General features: G+C 66.7%; 23 protein-coding genes. 11 read left to right on the top strand and 12 right to left on the bottom strand.

Going from position 1 to position 18,301, the window contains the following annotated elements:
* Positions 1–89 precede the first annotated feature (89 nt).
* Positions 90–461: a hypothetical protein gene (locus J3476_RS11810; protein ID WP_207066667.1), complete on the top strand. Its 372-nt coding sequence runs from the start codon at positions 90–92 to the stop codon at positions 459–461.
* On the opposite strand, the gene J3476_RS11805 is transcribed toward J3476_RS11810, so the two are convergent.
* Positions 458–895, bottom strand: a complete 438-nt coding sequence (locus J3476_RS11805; RefSeq protein WP_286182926.1) for a Uma2 family endonuclease — start codon at positions 893–895, stop codon at positions 458–460. The genes J3476_RS11810 and J3476_RS11805 overlap by 4 nt on opposite strands.
* 539 nt (positions 896–1,434) lie before the next feature.
* Here J3476_RS11805 and J3476_RS11800 point away from each other — a divergent pair.
* Both J3476_RS11800 and J3476_RS11795 read left to right on the top strand, forming a co-directional pair.
* Complete coding sequence (locus tag J3476_RS11800; protein WP_307726947.1) at positions 1,435–1,641, top strand: antitoxin Phd; 207 nt, start codon at positions 1,435–1,437, stop codon at positions 1,639–1,641.
* The gene (locus J3476_RS11795; RefSeq protein ID WP_207066666.1) at positions 1,638–2,030 is read left to right on the top strand and encodes a type II toxin-antitoxin system death-on-curing family toxin; all 393 of its coding nucleotides are present in this window, start codon (positions 1,638–1,640) and stop codon (positions 2,028–2,030) included. The genes J3476_RS11800 and J3476_RS11795 overlap by 4 nt, the downstream gene beginning before the upstream one ends.
* A gap of 13 nt (positions 2,031–2,043) precedes the next feature.
* Here J3476_RS11795 and J3476_RS11790 read toward each other — a convergent pair whose 3' ends face one another.
* Positions 2,044–4,575, bottom strand: a complete 2,532-nt coding sequence (locus J3476_RS11790) for an SEC-C metal-binding domain-containing protein (protein ID WP_207066665.1) — start codon at positions 4,573–4,575, stop codon at positions 2,044–2,046.
* A gap of 141 nt (positions 4,576–4,716) precedes the next feature.
* Between J3476_RS11790 and J3476_RS11785 the strand changes: the two genes are divergently transcribed.
* Positions 4,717–6,372: a nuclease-related domain-containing DEAD/DEAH box helicase gene (locus tag J3476_RS11785; protein ID WP_207066664.1), complete on the top strand. Its 1,656-nt coding sequence runs from the start codon at positions 4,717–4,719 to the stop codon at positions 6,370–6,372.
* Between the two features lie 48 nt (positions 6,373–6,420).
* On the opposite strand, the gene J3476_RS11780 is transcribed toward J3476_RS11785, so the two are convergent.
* The 4 genes from J3476_RS11780 to J3476_RS27935 form a co-directional block, all read right to left on the bottom strand.
* Entirely contained in the window at positions 6,421–6,816 is a 396-nt protein-coding gene (locus J3476_RS11780; protein WP_286182923.1) for a DUF6188 family protein, read from the bottom strand.
* 63 nt (positions 6,817–6,879) lie between these two features.
* Positions 6,880–7,242 (bottom strand): hypothetical protein, encoded by a 363-nt coding sequence (locus J3476_RS11775; protein ID WP_207066663.1) that lies wholly within the window; start codon positions 7,240–7,242, stop codon positions 6,880–6,882.
* 146 nt (positions 7,243–7,388) lie between these two features.
* A complete protein-coding gene (locus J3476_RS11770; RefSeq protein WP_207066662.1) occupies positions 7,389–7,652 on the bottom strand; it encodes a hypothetical protein in 264 nt (87 codons plus the stop codon).
* Entirely contained in the window at positions 7,645–8,172 is a 528-nt protein-coding gene (locus tag J3476_RS27935; protein ID WP_286182920.1) for a hypothetical protein, read from the bottom strand. The genes J3476_RS11770 and J3476_RS27935 overlap by 8 nt, the downstream gene beginning before the upstream one ends.
* 367 nt (positions 8,173–8,539) lie before the next feature.
* On the opposite strand from J3476_RS27935, the gene J3476_RS11760 reads away from it, so the two are divergent.
* Both J3476_RS11760 and J3476_RS11755 read left to right on the top strand, forming a co-directional pair.
* Positions 8,540–8,860, top strand: coding sequence for a hypothetical protein (locus J3476_RS11760; RefSeq protein ID WP_207066661.1), 321 nt, complete (start codon positions 8,540–8,542; stop codon positions 8,858–8,860).
* Entirely contained in the window at positions 8,857–9,159 is a 303-nt protein-coding gene (locus tag J3476_RS11755; protein ID WP_207066660.1) for a hypothetical protein, read from the top strand. Before J3476_RS11760 ends, J3476_RS11755 begins: the two co-directional genes overlap by 4 nt.
* A gap of 1 nt (position 9,160) precedes the next feature.
* Here the strand turns inward: J3476_RS11755 and J3476_RS11750 are convergent, their stop codons facing one another.
* Entirely contained in the window at positions 9,161–9,421 is a 261-nt protein-coding gene (locus tag J3476_RS11750; RefSeq protein WP_207066659.1) for a hypothetical protein, read from the bottom strand.
* The gene (locus tag J3476_RS11745) at positions 9,418–9,726 is read right to left on the bottom strand and encodes a hypothetical protein (protein WP_286182918.1); all 309 of its coding nucleotides are present in this window, start codon (positions 9,724–9,726) and stop codon (positions 9,418–9,420) included. The genes J3476_RS11750 and J3476_RS11745 overlap by 4 nt, the downstream gene beginning before the upstream one ends.
* Before the next feature lie 172 nt (positions 9,727–9,898).
* Here J3476_RS11745 and J3476_RS11740 point away from each other — a divergent pair, with 172 nt between their 5' ends.
* The 3 genes from J3476_RS11740 to J3476_RS11730 all read left to right on the top strand — a co-directional run bounded on the left by J3476_RS11740 (position 9,899) and on the right by J3476_RS11730 (position 13,100).
* On the top strand, positions 9,899–10,837 hold the full coding sequence (locus tag J3476_RS11740; RefSeq protein ID WP_207066658.1) for an SDR family NAD(P)-dependent oxidoreductase: 939 nt from the start codon (positions 9,899–9,901) through the stop codon (positions 10,835–10,837).
* Complete coding sequence (locus J3476_RS11735; RefSeq protein ID WP_207066657.1) at positions 10,834–11,826, top strand: AraC family transcriptional regulator; 993 nt, start codon at positions 10,834–10,836, stop codon at positions 11,824–11,826. Before J3476_RS11740 ends, J3476_RS11735 begins: the two co-directional genes overlap by 4 nt.
* A 92-nt stretch (positions 11,827–11,918) precedes the next feature.
* Positions 11,919–13,100, top strand: coding sequence for a hypothetical protein (locus tag J3476_RS11730; protein WP_207066656.1), 1,182 nt, complete (start codon positions 11,919–11,921; stop codon positions 13,098–13,100).
* Positions 13,101–13,146: 46 nt separating this feature from the next.
* On the opposite strand, the gene J3476_RS11725 is transcribed toward J3476_RS11730, so the two are convergent.
* Positions 13,147–14,079 (bottom strand): alpha/beta hydrolase, encoded by a 933-nt coding sequence (locus J3476_RS11725; protein WP_207066655.1) that lies wholly within the window; start codon positions 14,077–14,079, stop codon positions 13,147–13,149.
* Positions 14,080–14,202: 123 nt separating this feature from the next.
* The gene (locus J3476_RS11720; RefSeq protein WP_207066654.1) at positions 14,203–14,946 is read right to left on the bottom strand and encodes an SDR family NAD(P)-dependent oxidoreductase; all 744 of its coding nucleotides are present in this window, start codon (positions 14,944–14,946) and stop codon (positions 14,203–14,205) included.
* Positions 14,947–15,034: 88 nt separating this feature from the next.
* Here J3476_RS11720 and J3476_RS11715 point away from each other — a divergent pair, with 88 nt between their 5' ends.
* Entirely contained in the window at positions 15,035–15,646 is a 612-nt protein-coding gene (locus J3476_RS11715) for a TetR/AcrR family transcriptional regulator (protein ID WP_207066653.1), read from the top strand.
* A 56-nt stretch (positions 15,647–15,702) separates the two neighbouring features.
* Here the strand turns inward: J3476_RS11715 and J3476_RS11710 are convergent, their stop codons facing one another.
* A complete protein-coding gene (locus J3476_RS11710; protein ID WP_207066652.1) occupies positions 15,703–16,731 on the bottom strand; it encodes a TIGR03617 family F420-dependent LLM class oxidoreductase in 1,029 nt (342 codons plus the stop codon).
* 68 nt (positions 16,732–16,799) lie between these two features.
* On the opposite strand from J3476_RS11710, the gene J3476_RS11705 reads away from it, so the two are divergent.
* Positions 16,800–17,198 (top strand): RidA family protein, encoded by a 399-nt coding sequence (locus J3476_RS11705; protein WP_207066651.1) that lies wholly within the window; start codon positions 16,800–16,802, stop codon positions 17,196–17,198.
* Between the two features lie 110 nt (positions 17,199–17,308).
* Here J3476_RS11705 and J3476_RS11700 read toward each other — a convergent pair whose 3' ends face one another.
* Entirely contained in the window at positions 17,309–18,262 is a 954-nt protein-coding gene (locus tag J3476_RS11700) for a hypothetical protein (protein WP_207066650.1), read from the bottom strand.
* Positions 18,263–18,301 lie beyond the last annotated feature (39 nt).

Here is an 18,301-nt window from a genome sequence, read left to right as displayed (position 1 = left end):
CAGCACACCGGCATACCGCCGACACGCAGCCGTGGAGTCGATGTGGCCACGACAGGGCAGACCTGCACACCATCAGGCGGGTCGGCAGAATGATCCGGTGGCCGGAATTCCGCGACTCGGATGGAGTGACGTGGCGGGTGCGTCGCGCCCAGTGGCCACTGCTGGGCGCCATCGACATGGCGTCCCATGGCAGCAGCACCTTCGGCGTGGTGCTGTTCCTGCTCGCGCTGCCGCTGCTGGCTGCGTGGCCGATCTGGCTGCTCGCCAAGCTGTGCGGAGTGCCGTGGAAGGTGGTCACCGAACGCGACGGGGACGAGGTCGCCCGCGAGAAGGTCAAGGGGTGGCGAGCCTCCGGCCGGCGGATCCAGGAGATCGTCGCTGAGAAGAAGGCCACCGCCGCGGGCGACGATGTCGGTTTCGAGCTGCGGGAGACCACCGGCACCGAGTTGGGAGAAAGCTAGCTGCGACCCGTCAGGTCCTCGAGGAGGAAGTCCATCGTCACCGGCTCGTTCAGGCGTACTCTGCCTGCGTCGAGCGCCCTCACTCGGCGGTAGATGTCGCCGTCGAGTCGGTAGGCGAGGAAGCGGTCGTCGGCCGGCGCGTCGGGGTCGACGATCCAATAGTGCGCGATGCCGGCCGCCGCGTACTCGTGCAGCTTCATCACGTGATCGGTGCCGCGTGAGCCCGGTGAGACGATCTCGACGACGAGGACGACGTCCGTCGCTGCGACCCGGGCGGGACGATTTTCCGAAGACCCGGTCCGGAACCACGACGATGTCGAGGTCGCGCACACTTGGTGGGAACGCCGCGCGGGTGATGACCTCGATCTCAGGAAGCGCTTCGAAACCGTGGGGCAGATCAGCAGCCCAGGAGGGACGTGGGCGATGTCAGACATCGCGCACCTCCTTTCGCACTTCGTTCAGTGCAGATTACCCGCGACGGACGCTCAACTGATACGGGTGCGACCCCAGTCGCGCACACGACAGATGGGGGCCGACATGGGCAACAGGGCGAACTTCGTCATCGTCAAAGACCAGGACTGGCAGCTGAATTAGTCGCATTGGGCGGGTTGTCGCATGCTCGACGCGTAGATCGACACTGCGCGTCCCTGAATTGGATGTGGCGGCCGGAATCGACAATGTCCCGGACTGGGTCGGCAAGCGGGTGTTCCAACGCTTCGAGGACAGTCCGGCCGGACAGATCGTCAAACTCGCTGGAATCTGGCGCCCCACGCGCCCGGGATGGTGGTCGGCGAGGACGCCGTGTTGAACTGTGCGGTCCGCGCCACGGCCCCCGAGTGGGCGAGGTTCGTCGCTGAGTGTGGTCGGCTGCGGGGAGCCAACGCCAGGTCGGCCTGACCGCTATCGACATAGCGAGGTGAGAAGCCGGCGCCGCTCGGCTGGCGGTACCTGAATCAGTACTGATCTTGGTACCATGGCTGGCATGCCGGCTTTGAATGTCAATTTCACCGACGAAGAGATGGAGCAGCTACGCACCGCTGCCGCGTCGGGGGAGCTGTCATTGCGAGCTTTTGTGCACCGAGCTGCGTTGGATGCTGCCAGTGACCACAAACGTCGGGTCCGCGCGGCCGCCCGCATCGTCGCCGAACGGAGCGCCGAACTCAACCGCCGCCTGGCGTGACCGAGTACCTCGATCGGGAAGACGTTCTGATGGCCGGAGCCGCGGCCGTGGGCATCGAGGTGCGTGTCGCCGACTACGGATTGCTCGACGCTGCCGTGGCACGGCCGCAGGCGACCGCGTTCGGGCTCGACGCCTACCCCGATCTGTTCACCAAGGCTGCTGCGCTTCTGCAGTCACTCGCCCGCAACCACGCGCTGGTCGACGGAAACAAGCGAACAGCATGGGCCGCGGCGTGGACGTTCCTGTTCATCAACGGCATCGAACTCCCGCCCGATTTCGATATCGATCACGCCGAGGACTTCATGAATTCCGTGGCCACCCAACGGGATCTGGAGCTCGTCGAACTCGCCCGGGCACTCCAGGACTTCGCAGCCGACAAATCGCCGTGACATCACGAGGCTGTCATGGACCCGGCTCCGCCAGCCCCAACGCGGCGCGCAGCCGCTCCGCGTCCATCCCGACGGCGCCCTCCAGAACCGGGAAGGTGTCGAGCAGGGCGATCAGGTCGCCGCGCCGGGTCGGGTCGTCAGCCGCCTGCCGCGGGGTGTAGCCGTCCAGCGCCGGTATGGGCTCGTCGAGCCACGCCGCCTCGTACCGGCGGATGGCCTCGTCCATTGCCGCGACGACGGCCGGATCGTCACGATCGACCCCGGACGGCGCCGAGCCGGGCATGGTGCTCGCCAGTTCGGCGACGTCCGCGGTGTCGCTCAGCGGCCGGCGGACATCGTCGAGCACAGTCATCGACGGGTCGAGATCTGCGATCGCCGCGAGCACGCGGTCCATCCGCCGCTCGCTGTTGGTCTGCACGGCAAGCCTGTCCCCATCGAGGGTCAGCGTGGCGCTGATGTGGCTGTTCCCGTGGGTCATGACGTGGTCAAGCCACGCCGGGGTGTCCTCCTCGACCCGGTCGTACGCGTTGTCGAGCAGGGGTTCGATATCGGCGTTGACACGCACGGTCGCTTCGCAGAGCGTCAGCAGATCACCCTCGGTGTTGACCATCGTCGGCGGGGCGAAGCGACGGCTCAAGAATTCAACCAGGTCCACCGGGTCGGGGTCGGAGTCGAGCACGTCGATCAGCTGGTCGCGCTCGTGAAGCGCGACAGGCTCTATCCCGCCGAAGAATTCATAGGTTTCTGGTGCCGGTGCCACCCGGGTGCAGATCAGCTGCCCGGGCCGCAGCTGTCGGCTGGCGGTCCGCTCGTGGACGTCGTACACATCGCCGGTGCGGACGTCGCGCACCTGGACCCGACGCCCGGACTCCACCTCCTGCACCTCGAACAACGAGCGTGGTGACAACTGCCATTGCTCGGCGAGCAGCCGCTCGTCGTCGGGCAGCAGCACACCGCGGGTGGCCAGGAAGTCCGCGAACGCGCCGCCTTCGAACAGGACCGCGTCGATGAAGAGGGGATCTTCCGGAAGTTCGTCGTCCTCGCCCAAGTAGGCGTCCCGCACGTCGGCGACGTCTATGAACAGCTCACGCCACGGCGTCACGAAAACATATTGGCACGCTTTGAAATACAGCCAACCCACGCGATCGGCCAGCGGCAGCTGTTCACGGCCCAGGTGGCATTTCTTGTACTTTCGTCCCGAACCGCACCAGCAGGTGTCGTTGCGTCCGAGGTCATCTCGCGGGGCGGGGCGGTGTTGTTCGAGAAGCTGTGTCAAGGGATGATCCGGCTCGGTGCCGGCCCGGCGCAACAGAGCCAACGCCCGCTCGGCGTCACCGCGGTCCGAGGCGAACCGGGCCAGGTCGAACAACGTCAGCGGCCATTCGGTGTCCATCGACTCGGCGGCCAGGTACTCCTGCTCGGCCTCCTCGATCTGGCCGGTGAGCTCCAGCGCGACGGCGCGCAACCACCGCAACGCCACCCGTGCGCTGCGCGGCACCTGTGGCTCGAGTGTCTCGGCGAACAACCCCAACGCGGCGGGAGATCCCCCGTGACCCACGGTCTCGTTGCGGAACAGCTCGGCGAGCAGCGGCTCGGCCAGTGCTGCACCGAACTCGGCGATCAAGTCGCCGTAACCGCTGTCATCCGCGGTGGGCGCGTCGTCCTCGACAGGTTCATCGGGAACTTCCACGAGCTGGGTCAGCATGTCCGACATCTGGTCGTAGATCGTCATGAGGGTCCGCAGCGCCAGTGCATCGTCGGGCTCGATGTCATGGCGCAGGGCCAGCCGGTCGCAGTCGCGCTCGAAGCGCCATTGATCGAAATCGAAGTCGGGCCGTGCCACCATGCCGTAGCGGCGCACCAGGCCTTGACTTTCGACAATGTCGGTCAGCGGGGGCATCGGCTCGGTGAACAGCAACGGGTTCGCGACACAGAGTTCCAAGACCGTGGAGCCCAGGAACGACGGCTCGTCGGCGGGCAGGGACTCCGCCAGCGTCGCGCCCACGTCGGTCGCCGGCCGCGTCGTCTCGACGCGTTCCAGCGACACGCCGGCAGCGGAGAGCCGCACGCCGACCAGATCCCCGTCGGCGATTTTCAGCGCACGCAGGGTCCCAGGCTTCAAGAGAAGCACGCCCGACTCAGGGACGGACTCGGGGGAGATACCCCGCTCGAGCAGGAGATCGTCGTCCCAGCCGGGCATCGCCAGGCTCACGGCCGAACCGTCGGCGAGGCGCTGAAAACGGCTGTGGTGGCACAACCCAGTAATGGGATCCAGGTCCGGGTCGACGACGAGTGCGTCGGCGGTGACCTCTTCGGCGTCCACGCGGTGGGTGAGTATCCGGCCGAGGACCACGTATGGCTGCCACACCCAGCGCCCGTCGTTCAAATCCACTACCGGGTGGTCCGTTTCGGCGAGCCCCGCGGTCGCGACCTTCACGGCGTCTGGGACGCCCTCGGCCTGCAGTCGCGCGACGATGTCGTCTTTGCTCAGCGGGCCATCCTCGATGAGGATCCGCGCTACGTCGGTGACGTCGTCATCTGCCACGGTTGGCACCCTACGCGCGTCGGTTCCGGCGTTCAGGCTGCGCTGGCGGCGGGATTTCCGGCGATTCTGCCGCCGTGGCTGCAGTGGCCGGGATGTCCATGCTTGCCGATACCATCCCAGGGACGGAGGGGAGGACGTCGGATGACCATCACTGTCGCCGAGACGCCGCGGCTGGCCAACGGCGCCGAGCGCAAGGTGTGGCAGGCGCTGATCGACCAGCTCGAACCCGGTGACCTCGTCATCCCCGGCAAGCGCGTCACCGACCACCTCAAGGACCACGAGGTCGACTTCTTCGTCGCGATCGAGGGCGCGGGCATCGTCTGCGTGGAGGTCAAGGGCGGCGAGGTGTGGCACGACGGCGAGACGTGGTGGATCAAGCGCCGGGGCCACGAGCACAAGATGGACCCGGTCCGGCAGGCCCGCGAGGCCTGCTACGCGCTGCGCGACTTCGTCGAGAAGGACCCGCGCTGGAGCCAGGGCCGGTTGCGCTGGGACCACGTCGTCGTGCTGCCCAACACTGACCTCGCCGACGATTTCGCGCTGCCGGATTGCCCGCGCTGGAAGGTGATCGACCGCGCCGAGCTGCCCGACATCGTCGCCAAGCTGCGCCAGGTCTTGCTCGGCCAGGAACTGGACCGGCCCCTGCTGACACGCGACGGCATCGAGCAGCTGGCCGACGCGCTGAGCGGTCGCGGTCTGCCGCAGCGCAGCGTCGTCGCCCGCGCCCTCGAAAACGAGGACGCCGCAGACATTCTCACCGAGCATCAGTCGGTCATCCTCGATGCGATCAAGCTGCTCAACCGCGTCGAGATCCGCGGCGGCGCCGGCAGCGGCAAGACGTTCCTGGCGATGGAGCAGGCCCGCAGGCTCACCCGCGACGGCAAGCGGGTGGCGCTGGTCTGCTACTCGCACGGCCTGGCGTCCTACCTCGAGCGCATCACCGCAACCTGGAACCGTCGTCAGCAACCCGCCTACGTGGGGGAGTTCCACGACCTCGGCAAGAAATGGGGTGCGCCGGAAGGACCTGACGAGTCGCTGCGAACCGATGCGACGGTGCAGTTCTGGGAGCATGACCTGCCCGCCCAGATGGCCGATCTGGCAGCGGGTTTGGAGCCGGGACACCGCTTCGACGCGATCGTCGTCGACGAAGCGCAGGACTTCGCCGACGCGTGGTGGGATCCGCTGCTGGCCGCGTTGGCCGACGAGGAGACCGGCGCGATCTACGTGTTCACCGACGAGGGGCAGCGGGTGTTCAATCGGTATGGCTCGCCGCCGGTACCCCTGGTGCCGCTGATCCTCGACCACAACCTGCGCAACACCCGCCAGATCGCCAACGCGTTCCAGCCGTTGGTCGATCATCCGATGCGCTTCCTCGGCGGCGAGGGACCCGCGGTGCGGTACGTCGCCTGCCCACGCGAGGCCGCGATGAATGTCGGCGACGACGAAGTCGAGCGCCTCCTCGACGATGGGTGGCGCCCGGAGGACGTCGCGCTGCTGACCACCGGCAGCCGACATCCCGAACAGCGCGAACGCCAGGCCGCCGGCAGCTCTGCTTACTGGGACAGCTTCTGGGACGCCGAGCAGGTGTTCTACGGCCACGTCCTCGGGTTCAAGGGTCTGGAGCGGCGCGCGGTCGTGCTCGTCGTCAACGAGGAGTCGGCGTTCGACCGCTCGCGGGAACGGCTTTACGTCGGGCTGTCGCGGGCCCGCGACCAACTCGTCGTCTGCGGCGATCCGGAGTTCATCCGGGAGGTCGGGGGGCCGGATCTGGCTCGGCGGCTGAACATCCGGGTTTAGTCGCTGCTCACGCGGACACGAATAGCCGGATCCCGCCGCAATCGAGGGTCACGAGTGCGGGTGCGGTGACGCATTCCAGCGTGCAATTTCTCCACCGGGTAAACAGACAAACAGCCTGCCGTCCGGCCGAGAAACCGTCCACGCTTCGTATGCTTCGTCGGGGTGGACGTGCAGGCAGGTCCCATCGGTGAAGCCGACGCGAAGGCCGCCCGGGCCTTCCGCGACACTGTGCTCGATGGATTTGCCCACCAGTCGGCGTACGGGGTCGAAAGCTTCCTCGCAATCTGAATCCGGCGAGAAAGACGCGATGCCATCAGATTTGATCGTGATGGGCGATTCGATGACTATCACCGACAGGTCCGACATCTGCATTATGACGGTGTACTCGATCAACACGGATTTCACAGTTGTGCCATTCAGCCCTAAGTCCAGCAAGTCTGTCATCGCCTCCGCTAATAGACGTAACACGCCGGGGGATGAGTCATTCGGTGATCCACCGTCCGGCAATCATTGCACCTCGATATTTATTTCTTCTGGCTGCGGCCATCCGTAGGATGGTGCATCACTCACCCATGCGATCTCCAAACCCGAGACGCGACCCGCGGTAATCCAGACGATGATTTCGCCTTGATAGCTACCCTTGTTCGACACGAAGGCACGTAGGGGGAACGGTCTGTCAGGGATACCGGCGCCAGGTGTGTCAGATGTCATCGCCTTAACGTCGAGTATCCAGGCTGCCGAGTTCCTCACAAACGCACCTTTCAGGTCGCGGAGAAGCAGGTCGCCGTCGGCGATGCTCGGGGCGGACACAATGGCCCGCACCGTCGCCGACTCGTGGGGCGCTATTGGTCGCCAATCACGTGTTGTCATGGAATGAATGCGAGATCGTAGATTCTTAGGTCTCCTCAACTGTGAACAACGCCGTCCTGCTTGCGCCCTTATGCGACTACATGATCCAAATGCTCAGGCCTTGTGTCGTAATGCAACCCACGAGCCCCGCTTCGCGGCGAATCGGACTACGAAGGCCATCTGGCAATGCGGGCAGCGTTGAATCGCCCGAGTAGTGCACTCACCGCGAGCCCGTATTCGGTCGGCTCCCAATCGTCATCCAGGTTGTTGGTCAGCTCATCGCCGAGCGCATTTACTATCTCTTCGGCGTCAGCTCGCGACACCGCGGTGCCAAGCCGAAGGTGCTCGTAAACAGCCGGCTTGCGCCGAGAGACAATCGCGCGGAGCATCTCCGATTCGGCGTCACTGAGAAAATCGAAACTGCTATCCACCACTGGCTCCTCCCGTTCCGCTCGCTTTGTTGCCCCATCCGGTTATCACTCTGCCTTGTTCGTTGACGACGACGGTTGCTTCCTCTCCGAAGTAGTTGTAGCTGACCCGTCCTTGGCCGTCGACGAGTCGTTCGACGTCCCGAACAGGGTTATTGAAGGCGTTCTCTAGAGCCTGTCTATTGACCCCAATTCCGCCGTCGCGTCCCGCGATCTGATCCTCGGCGTGCTTTGTGTAGCCGTTGATCGCTCTTGGAGCTGTATCGGGGATCTTGACCTCGGGACGCGGCGGCTTCTCCTCCGGCTTGTGCTTCCGTCCCAGGTTCTTGATGCGCTGCAGTCTGTGCCGAACACCGACAACGTCATGGGCGCTCTTGACTCCCTTGCTGATGTTCTTCGAGATCTTCCAGGCGCTCACCGCCTCCGCGATGATGCGTGCGTACTTGGTGACTGAATGCGCAGCCTTCGCCGTCGCTGCGACCGCCCCTGCGCCGAACGACACGAACGACGCGGCGACACCCACCGCAGCGGTGGTAGCCAGTTCGACAGCGAGATCCTCCAGGATCCCTTCCAGGCTTGTTCGGAGATCGTCGAGCGCCGTCTTGTAGTCGGCGCACGACTGGGCTAGCTCAGCACATCCGTCCAGGACGGACCTCGTCGCTTGTTGCAGCTCCTCGAGGTCACGAACGATGTATTCGACCTCCGGAGAGCGCGTCTCCTGAAAGGCGCGGGCATCGACGCCCAGGCCCTCGGCGACGGCTCACGGGGAGGGTCGCCTCATGGATTTGAGCCGGGCGGCGAACATGACAGGCCTGTCGTTCCGGTCATGCTCGTACCTTCGACGGTCAGCAGCCCGCTACTGTCGCCATCGCGGGTTGAAGGGAGTCTTTGTGGCAGTACAGGGGAATGCGGGCAGCCTGGACGAGCGTGCCTGGGCGACGGCGACATGGTCGGCGCCCCTGGTCACCCAGCTCATCCTCGCGCTCCTGATCGCGTCAGCGTGGCTGCTCGGGAAATGGTTTCCTGGTCCGGCTCTGCCACTTTTCGCAGCAAGTGCCATCGGTGTCTTCGTGCTCTGCGCCGTCGCGACGTTTGTCTTGATCAGATCGACGTCGTCGCGGGCGCGCGGGATGGCCCTGAGCGTGGCGGGGTCCTATGTCGTCGTGCTCGTCGGCGCGACGCTCTACGGAATCTGGATGCTCCCATGGTGAACGACGCGCGGCCCCAACCGGTCAGCTACGGACCAGCCACCTTCGTGGCTGCGCTCGTCAACATCCTGATCGTCGAAGTCGCCCTGTGGCTGACCGTGCCGTGGATCGCGCTGGCGGTCTTCGTGGTGCCTCTGCTCGTCGTCGTCGTCGACGTCGTGGTGGCCGCGATCCTGACGTCGCGTAGCGGAACCCTGTCGCAGGTCGGCCGGGGGATGCTGATCGGATTGATTGCGGCGCCAGCCACATTGGTGGTGTTCCTGCCGGGCTTCTTCCTCGCGCAAGCGTTCGGCCTGGTCTGACTCAGTGCAGCGCAGCCGCCGCGAACATCACGACGACGAACACGAACTCGAAGACCACGACGCCCATCGCCGCGATGAGCGCGCCCTTCGCGAACTCGAGATGTCGCTTGACCGGGACGATCGCGGCCACCCCGGCGACGAGTGCGGGAAAGAGGGCAGCGAACGGCCAGTACACGCCGAACGTCAATGAGACCGAGGCGAAGCCGACGAAGAACCCCGCCAACAACACCCCAGGACCCACAACGGTTGCCCGACTCGTCACAGAGACGTCCCCACGTCTGCCGCCACCCCGGCCGCGACGAACACCGCTACCGGCACCACCCCTGTCAGCGGAGCCAGGATCAGCCCAACTCCCCAGCTGCTGCCCGACGTGGTTCTCGAGAGGAGCGCACCGGCTACCAGCAGCGCCACCGCCGCGAGGCCGACGGCCGTCCACGCCGCAGTGGCGCCACCGGACGCGAGCAGGGTGTAGAGGGCAACCGCCCAGAACGTCCCACCCGCAAAGGCCCCGATGACGGTGGCCCGAGTCCAGTTCATCGTCGGGACGCCTCCATCGCTCGCTGCCACGTCTCTCATTGTGGACCCTGCCCGTCGTCCCCGAGCGCGGCAATCGCGCGCCAGCACCTCGGCCGCCGTGGCGCAAACTGCGAGCCGGTTGGCGCGAATTGCGAGCCGTTGAGCGCGGTCGCCGACGTATGGTCGAGTCAACAAACTCCGTCGGCACCCACAGAGGAACACCATGAGCTGGTCCACCAAAGACATCCCTGACCTGCACGGCAAGACCGCCGTCGTCACCGGCGCCAACGGCGGTCTGGGCCTGGCCTCGGCCAAGGCGCTCGCCGGCCATGGCGCCCACGTCGTCATGGCGGCCCGCAACCAGACCAAGGCGGCCAGCGCACGGGACGAGATCCTGGCCGCGCACCCGGACGCGTCTCTGGAGATCGTCGAGCTCGACCTCGGCTCGCTCGCATCGGTCAAGGCCGCCGCCGACGCCATCGCCGCCAAGCACCAGCGCATCGACATCCTGATGTGCAACGCCGGCGTGATGGCCATGCCGCAGGGCACCACCGAGGACGGCTTTGACACCCAGATGGGCACCAATGTGCTCGGCCACTGGGCCCTGCTGTCGCACCTGCTGCCCATCGTCGTCGCCACCCCGGGGGCGCGCGTCGTCACGCTGTCGAGCACCGCCCAGCACATGGGCCGGGCCATCGAGCCCGCGGATCCGCACCTGCGCAAGAACTTCGACGCGTGGCGCATGTACGGCAACACCAAACTCGCCATGCGCCACCTCGCGGTCGGGCTGCAGGCACAGTTCGAGCGGGCCGGGGTCGACGCCAAGGCACTGTCGGCCCAACCGGGACTGACCAACTCCGACCTGCAGACCACCACCCACGCCGAGGGCGGCGCCGGGCCGATGGGCGCCTTCTTCGAATGGCAGACCAAGACGATGGGCATGTCGACCGAACGCGGCGCGCTGAGCCAGCTGCGCGCGGCCACCGACCCCAAGGCACCCGGCGGCGGCTTCTACGGCCCGCTGTTCGTGACCAACGGGCCGCCGGTGCGCAAGCCGCTCGTCCGTCCCGGCAGCGACGCCGCGGTCAAGGCGCTGTGGCAGGTCGCCGAACGTGAAACCGGTTTGAAGGTCGATGTCGCTGCGGCACTTGCCACGTCGTGAACATCGCGCCGTATCGGCTGTCGATGCCGTTGGTTCGGGTGGTCCTCGCCGACCTCGGCATCCGGCCGGCCGACGTGCTGCGCGTGGCGGGACTGCCCGCTGACTTGTTCACCCGCGACGAGGCGCTGCTGCCGCCCCGGCAGCACTACGCCCTGTTCGAAGCGCTGGATCAGCTGGTCGGTGACCGCGACCTCGCGGTGGCGATCGCCGACAAGCTGAGTCCCGAGGTGTTCGACCCGCCGATCTTCGCCGCGCTGTGCAGCCCCAACCTGCAGGTCGCTGCGGAACGGATCGCCGTGCACAAGCGATTACTCGGCCCCCTGAGACTGCGCGTCACCGCCGACGCCGACGGCCTGGACATCGAGATCATCTGGCCGCCAGGAGATCCGGTGCCAGCGGTACTCTCCAGGTTCGAGGTGGCGTTCTGGGTCGCCCTGGCCCGTCTCGGGACCCGGACCCTCGTCGTCCCCCAACGCGTCGTGCTGCCCGGGCCGACAACGCAGGTCGACGCGCTCGAGACGTGGTTCCGCGCCCGTACCGAGTGCGGTGACACGACCGTCGTGCGGTTCTCGATTCTCGACGCTCACCGTCCGTTCCTCACCGCGAACGCCGGCATGTGGGACTTCTTCGAACCCGAGCTGCGGCGTCGTCTCAACGACCTGGGCGACGACGCATCGCTGGGCGCCAAGGTCCGCGCCGCGCTGATCGAACTGCTGCCGGCCGGCTCCGGCACGGCTCAGGGTGTCGCCAAGCATCTCGGTATCAGTACCCGCACGCTGCAGCGCCGCCTGGGCGAGGAAGGGGTGACGTTTCAGAAGGTTCTCGCCGACCTGCGTGAGGAACTCGCCCACCACTACCTGACGCAGTCCAGTCTGTCGCTGACCGAGATCGCGTTTCTGCTCGGCTACGACAACGCCAATTCGTTCCACCGGGCGTTCAATCAATGGACGGGGCGCACGCCGCTGGGTGTCCGGGAGGCCGCGGGCTGAGATCCGATAACTTCTCTGCTGGCCAGTGGCATCTGTGGATAGCCCGAAAACACCGGTGAGACCTGTCGCTGTCCGCGGGTAACGTCGCGACCATGAACGAGGCACGCAAGCGTCGCAAAGCCAAGCAAGCGCGCCGCGATGCGCAGCGGAGGACGCGGGCGCGGCAGCCGCAGGACAACCCACAGACCGAGGGGCCGTTGGCTGGTGTGCCCGTGACGGAGGAAGCGCCGTTGGACGAAACGGCCACGGATGAAACGCCGTTGTTGGACGAGGTGCGGCAGGCGCTGGACGGTCATCCGCTCGAAATGCTCAGCATGGCAGGCATGCTCATCGAGGCCACCACACCCGACCCCTTCGCATATCTACCGGGGCGTCCCCAGCGCGAGACGGTTGACCTGGCCCGCCTGGTGGACAGCTTCATCGATGTCCACACCGACGAGACGACGGCGCTGCTCGCTGTGCTCGGTGAACTCCTCGATGACCCCGACATGCAACAACGCTGCCGCCAGGAAGTCGCGGATCGACGACACAGCATGCCCCCGTGGATCGCCGGCCTCGCCGACATCGACGTCTACCGGACCGTGCAGAGGGCGCACGTACTCGGTGACGATGACGAGATCATCCTCGGCGCCAAGCTGTCGACCGGCGAGGAATTGACGTGCGCCGCGTTCATCGACCACCACACGTTCTCCGTCGTCAAAGACGCGTTCGTGATACCTGATTCGATCGACACGGTCGTCCGGACGGCGCAAGAGCGCAACACCGATCCCGACATCAGCCTGGTGGACATGGATCCGGCCGACGCGCGGGCATGGCTCGAGCACGGACTGTCGCAACACCCCGTGTTCACCGGCCAATCCGACACCTGGCCCGCCTGCCGGCCACTTCTGCACTGGCTGACTCGCCGCCTACCTGCCGGCGGGACGCCGTACCAGTCGCCGGAGTGGGATCCCGGCGACCTCAGCGAACTGTGTGACGAGTTCTTCGCCTCCGAGGACGGTGCCCGGTTCACCCGTCGTCGGCACGGAGTGCTGCTCGAAGGACTGCTCAGCGAGGGCGACCCGCTGCGGTGGAGTGTGACCAAAATCGAGCGCCTGTTCCGCCACGGCCTCGACGACAGCGACGAGCCGCTCGCGGTGATACTCGAAACGCCTCAGCTGCTCAAGTCCTTCATCCCGTTCGCACACGCCCGCAGTGGAATACGTGACGCACTCACCGCCGAGGCGCTCGCCGCAATCGACGCACGAGCAACGTCCCGCACTGACTCACCATGAGCTGCCAGGCCGGTGCATCGAAAGCTACGAGCCGGCTCACCTAGCGTCACCGCGCGGGAAGGTGCTCCTGGTAGAAGTCGGCCAGCCGATCGACTGCCTGGTCGACGTATTCGGCTACGTCGTACATCTCGTAGTGGCCGGCACCCTCGACGATCATCAGATCGACCGGGTTCGGTGCGAGCTGCCAGAGCTTCATACCCGCCTCATACGACCCGGTCACCCCTCGCCGGCCGGCCAGGATGACCTGAAGGGGCTGGGTCAGCAGCGGATCGACGAGATGAAAGGCGTCGTAGCCCAACAGAAGTGCGTCGCTGCGCGCCAACCTGCGGTTGGTGGAACGCGGGTGCCCGCCACGCGGTGTGCGGTAGTAGCCGATGGCCTGAGTGTTGTCGATGTCGGTGATGCCGGCGGCGGCGGCATCGTCGGGGGTGTCGGGCAGCCAGTTGAGTCGATCGAGCTCATCGGTCCGGACCTCGCGGGTCCGGTCGGCGGCCAGACGGTCCAGGGCCGCGGCGGGGCCATCGGGCGCGAACGCCTCGGAACGCCAGGAGTCTCCCATGTTCCCGGCGACCACGGTGCCGACCGCCCGGATTCGATGATCGGTGCGGGCAGTATGCACCGCATAACCGCCACCGGCGCAGATACCGAGCACGCCGATACGTTCGGGATCCACGTCGGGGACCACCTGCAGCGCGTCGATGGCGTAGGAGATGTCCTCGCCTCGACGGTACGGGTCCTCCAGATCCCTTGGCTCGCCACCGCTTTCTCCCTGGTAGGCGGGATCGAAGACGAGCGCGGCGATTCCGCGTGCGGCAAGCCGGGATGCGTAGTTCGCTCCGATCTGCTCCTTGACGCTGCTGCCGGGAGTCGACAGCACGACAACCGGGAGCGGGGGAGCGCCGGCGACGTCGTCGGGGAGGTGAAGCACGGCCGCGAGGTCGAACGATCCGCGGGGGATCCTCATGGGCTTGGTTGTCACTGCTGGTTACCTTTCGGGTCGATCCGCGTCGTACAACCACGGGTCAGGTGAATCCATTCACCGCGACGACGAACACGTGGTGCGACGCCTCGGCTGACAGGGCTGAACATCGTGGGATCAGAATCAGAACTGGCTGACTCCACCGTCGACGTAGATCTCTGATCCGTTCATGTAGGAACTGGCGTCGGAGGCGAGGAAGGCGACCACGCCGGCGATCTCCTCGGGACGCGCGCGGCGTCCCAGAGGGACGGTGGCGGTCAGCTCCTCCAGGGCGCCGTCGGATCCGGAGAAGAGATCGGCCAGGCCCGGCGTCTCGGTGAGCCCTGGCGCGACGACGTTGACGCGGATCCTGCGGTCGACGAGCTCGGCGGCCCAGGAGCGGGCCAGCGACCGGATCGCGGCCTTCGACGCGGCGTACAGGCTCGCTCCAGGGGCGGCCTTCACGTCGCCGTTGGAACCGCACAGGATGATCGAAGCGCCCTCGCCGAGCAGGGGAAGGGCGGCTTGCACCGCGAAGACGATGCCGCCGACGTTGGTGTCGAAGATCCTGCGGTGATGTGCCCACGTGATATCGCCCAATGTCGCGAACTCGTTGATGCCCGCATTGGCGAAGACGACGTCGAGGCGGCGACCACTGGCTTCGACAGAGGATCGGACGCGGTCGAGATCGGCCTGCTCGGTCACGTCAGCGCGAACAAAGCTGGCCTGATCTGCACCGATATCGGCCACGGCCTTTTCGAGCGCGTCCTGGCGGCGTCCGACGAGGAAGACGTAGGCGCCTTGCTGGGCAAGAGTCCGTGCTGCGGCGAGGCCGATCCCCGACGTTGCTCCCGTGACGAGTGCGGTCTTTCCCGTCAGGTCTGTCATGAAGTCTCCACTTCTGTACCGATCGGTTGGCGGCGTCGACCCTACCAGTTTTGTACCGTTCGGTAGGGGCGCCGCTAGACTCGTGCGCATGGTGGAAGCGCAGCGGAATGCAGGAGGCCGGCCGCGCGAGTTCGACGAGGGCCTGGCGCTCGATGGCGCCATCGAGGCGTTCTGGCGTCTCGGCTACGAGGGCGCGTCGATGGCCGAGCTCACGCAGGCCATGGGCATCAACAAGCCGAGCCTGTACGCCGTGTACGGCAGCAAGGAGAAGCTCTTCGAACGTGCCCTCCAACGTTACGGCGAGTGCTACCACCAACACCTGAAAGCGTTGCTGTCGCAGCCGAGTGCCTACGACGTGATCGAGTCCTATCTCCGGGACACCGCGGTGGCCGTGCGTGCCGGGATCGCCCCGGGGTGTCTGTCCATCCAGGGCGGACTCTCCTGCGCACCGAACAACACCCGCATACCCCAGCTGCTTGCCGACTACCGCGGCGGAATCGAGGACGCCGTCGCCGCCGCCCTGGCCGCGACCGAGGATGCCTCCCGTATCGACACCGATGCCCTGGCGGGATACGCGGTCACGATCGGAAAAGGGCTGGCCGTGGACGCGGCCGCCGGAGCGTCGCAGGCCAAACTGGACGCGGTCGTCGACGTCGCGTTGGCCGGTCTCGCGAACGTGCTCGCGCGGGAATCGGGATAGGGCCCTCATCGGCCGGGGAGCGGCCTGAGTGAATCACCGGCGCGGCCTGCGGCGAATCACCCGGAGAGTGAAGCCCCCGTGATCCGTTGCGCCACCTCGCCGTAACGCTCGAACCGGTCGGGGTCGGCCAGCGCGTTGTACAACACGACGCGCTCCGCCACCCCGCCGTACTTGGTGATCAGCGCATCGGCCAACTCGTCCCACGTCGACTCGGTGGCGAACATCGCGATGTGCTCGTCGGTGATCTGTGCGGCCATGCCCGCGTAGTCACCGGCCTTCTGCTTCTCCCGGATCCGCGCCGTCGTCCCCTCGAACCCGGCCTCGTCCCAGATGAACGCGTAGTTCGGAGTGCTGCCGTAGAAGCTCATGCTGGCCCGCACCAGCTCCCGCTCGCGGTCACGCTCCTCGTCGGTGTCGCCGACGATCGTCATCACCGGCACGATCACCGCCACATCGGACGCAGAACGGCCCGACTTCTCCGCTCCCTCAGCGCGATTCGGTAGCACGTGGCGTGTGATGTAGCCCGGTTCGCCCAGCGGGTGCACGTGGATGCCGTCGGCCACCTCGCCGGCCATTCGCAACATCCACGGGTTGACCGCGGCGATGTCGACCTTCGGGTCCGGTGCGTCGATCGGTCCCGGGCTCCACTGCGGCGTGATGAAGTCCAGGCTGTAGAAGTCCCCGTGATGATCCAGCGTGCCGGTCCGGAACGCCGCGAAGCACGCCTTGACCGCCTGCACGTAGTCGCGTAGCCGCGGGCCGGGGCGCTCGAACTCCGCGCCGTAGCGCCGTACCACATGCGTGCGCACCTGGGTGCCCAGCCCGAGCCGGAAGTTCCCGCCGGTGGCCTCCTGCAGCTCCCACGCCGCCGCGGCCGTCACGAACGGGCTGCGCGGAAAAGCCACCGCCACACCCGTCGACAACTCCAAGCCCGGCGCCGCCTGCGCCGCCACCGCCGCGTTCAGGTAGGCGGTGCGACCCGTCTCGGTGAACAACATCCCCGAGAAGTGCGCGGCCTGCGTCCGTTGGGCCAGGTCGCCGATACGCCGCAGCGGTTGGGGAGTGGTCATCACGTCGACGTGCATGGCCGAACCCTACGACAGGCGCTGCTGCGGCACAGTGGACTTGCACACCCCCACAACGAGGAGCCGCCGTGACGATCCAGCGCATCAACCCGTCCCAGCTGTTCGACTCCAAGCCGAACGGCCATTCACAGGGCACGATCGTCGAAACCGGCAAGCTGGCCTTCTTTTCCGGACAGGTTGCGTGGAGTCCACAGCACACCGCGCCGCCGGACTCGCTGGCCGAGCAGGCGCAGCTGGTCACCGCGAACCTGCAGGTGTGTCTCGACTCGGTCGGCGCGACGCGCGACGACATCGTGATGGCGCGGGTCTACATCGTCGACCTGACGCCGGAGCGACTCAACGAGGCGTTCCCGGCGCTGCTCGAGTTCTTCGGCGACGCCTACCCCAGCCTCACCGGCATCGGGGTGCAGGCGCTCGCGGGCCCGGAGTTGCACATCGAGATCGAGATGGTGGTGCGGGTGCCCTGATTCGCTGGCCATCCCATCGAGATTGCCGTGGTGGCGGCGAACCCCGCGAAATCACCGCCTTGGCGGCAATTTCGACGCCGTTACGCCTGGCGGCCTGGTATGCCCACCGGCTAGGTCCGGCTGATCGCCGCCAACCGTTTGAACACCCGTTTGTGCAACCGCTCGTCGAAATCGATGTCCAGCACGACGGCCCCCAGGTGCACGGTTCCGCTGGCATGCTCGAAGATCCGCGGCAGCGACTCGACGATCTCGACGTATTCGGTGATGAACTCGCGGTAGCTCTGCAGCGGAGCGTCCAGCAGCCGGGCGCAGTCGGCGAGCACACCGGCGTACTGCGACGGGGGCGCGAGTTCCCGGCATCGCTCGGAAATGTCCAGCAGCCGTTCGTGATAGTCCATCAGCCGGTTGGCGATGTGCTTGATGGCCGCCGGGTCGGCGCCGGATTCATCGTGGGGTTCACCGAATGCGGCCATGAACGCCGGCGCCGCTGTGAAACTCTCCAGCTGCTGTGCCGTCAGCAGCATGTCGTCGATGAGCCCGTACAGACGGCTCGCCAGGTCCGGGCCGCTGAACACCGGGATGGTGTGCGCCGGAGTGAAGCCGAGTTCACTGTCGCGTAGTCGGGGCAGCAGCGGGGCCTGACGCTGAAGCAGCACCGAGGCGAACAGCGCCTGCTCCCAGCAGGGCGGCTTGTCCCGTACCAGCGCGGCGATCTCGCCGTCGGTGCGGGCGATCGCGGCGAGCGGCCGAGCGTCGTCGTCCTCGTCCGGTGAGAGGGCCCGCATCGCCCCGGCGCCTTCGGGCCCGTACACGGCGCGGCTGTCACCGGACAGCATCCACCGGTGCTGACGGTCGGCCCGTCGCCGCAACGCGAACTCCTCCTCTTCGGCGAGCTCCCGTCGCTTCTCGAGGTGACGCGCCAGCGCCCGCCCCGCGAAGAACAGCCCGACCAGTGCGGCGGCCGCGACGAACCACCAGATGTACTTGACCACCAGGCTGATGCCCAGTAGCACCAGGAAGACGGCGACGAATCCGCCGCCGTCCGAGCCTCCCCGCCCCGCCATGCGCACACCGTACGAGTGACCACCGACATTTAGCTTTGG

It is taken from the genome of Mycobacterium sp. PO1 (genome assembly GCF_017312405.1).
Classification (GTDB): Bacteria; Actinomycetota; Actinomycetes; order Mycobacteriales; family Mycobacteriaceae; genus Mycobacterium.
Note: the sequence above shows the minus strand (reverse complement) of the source record. Positions and strands in the feature narration are given on the sequence as shown.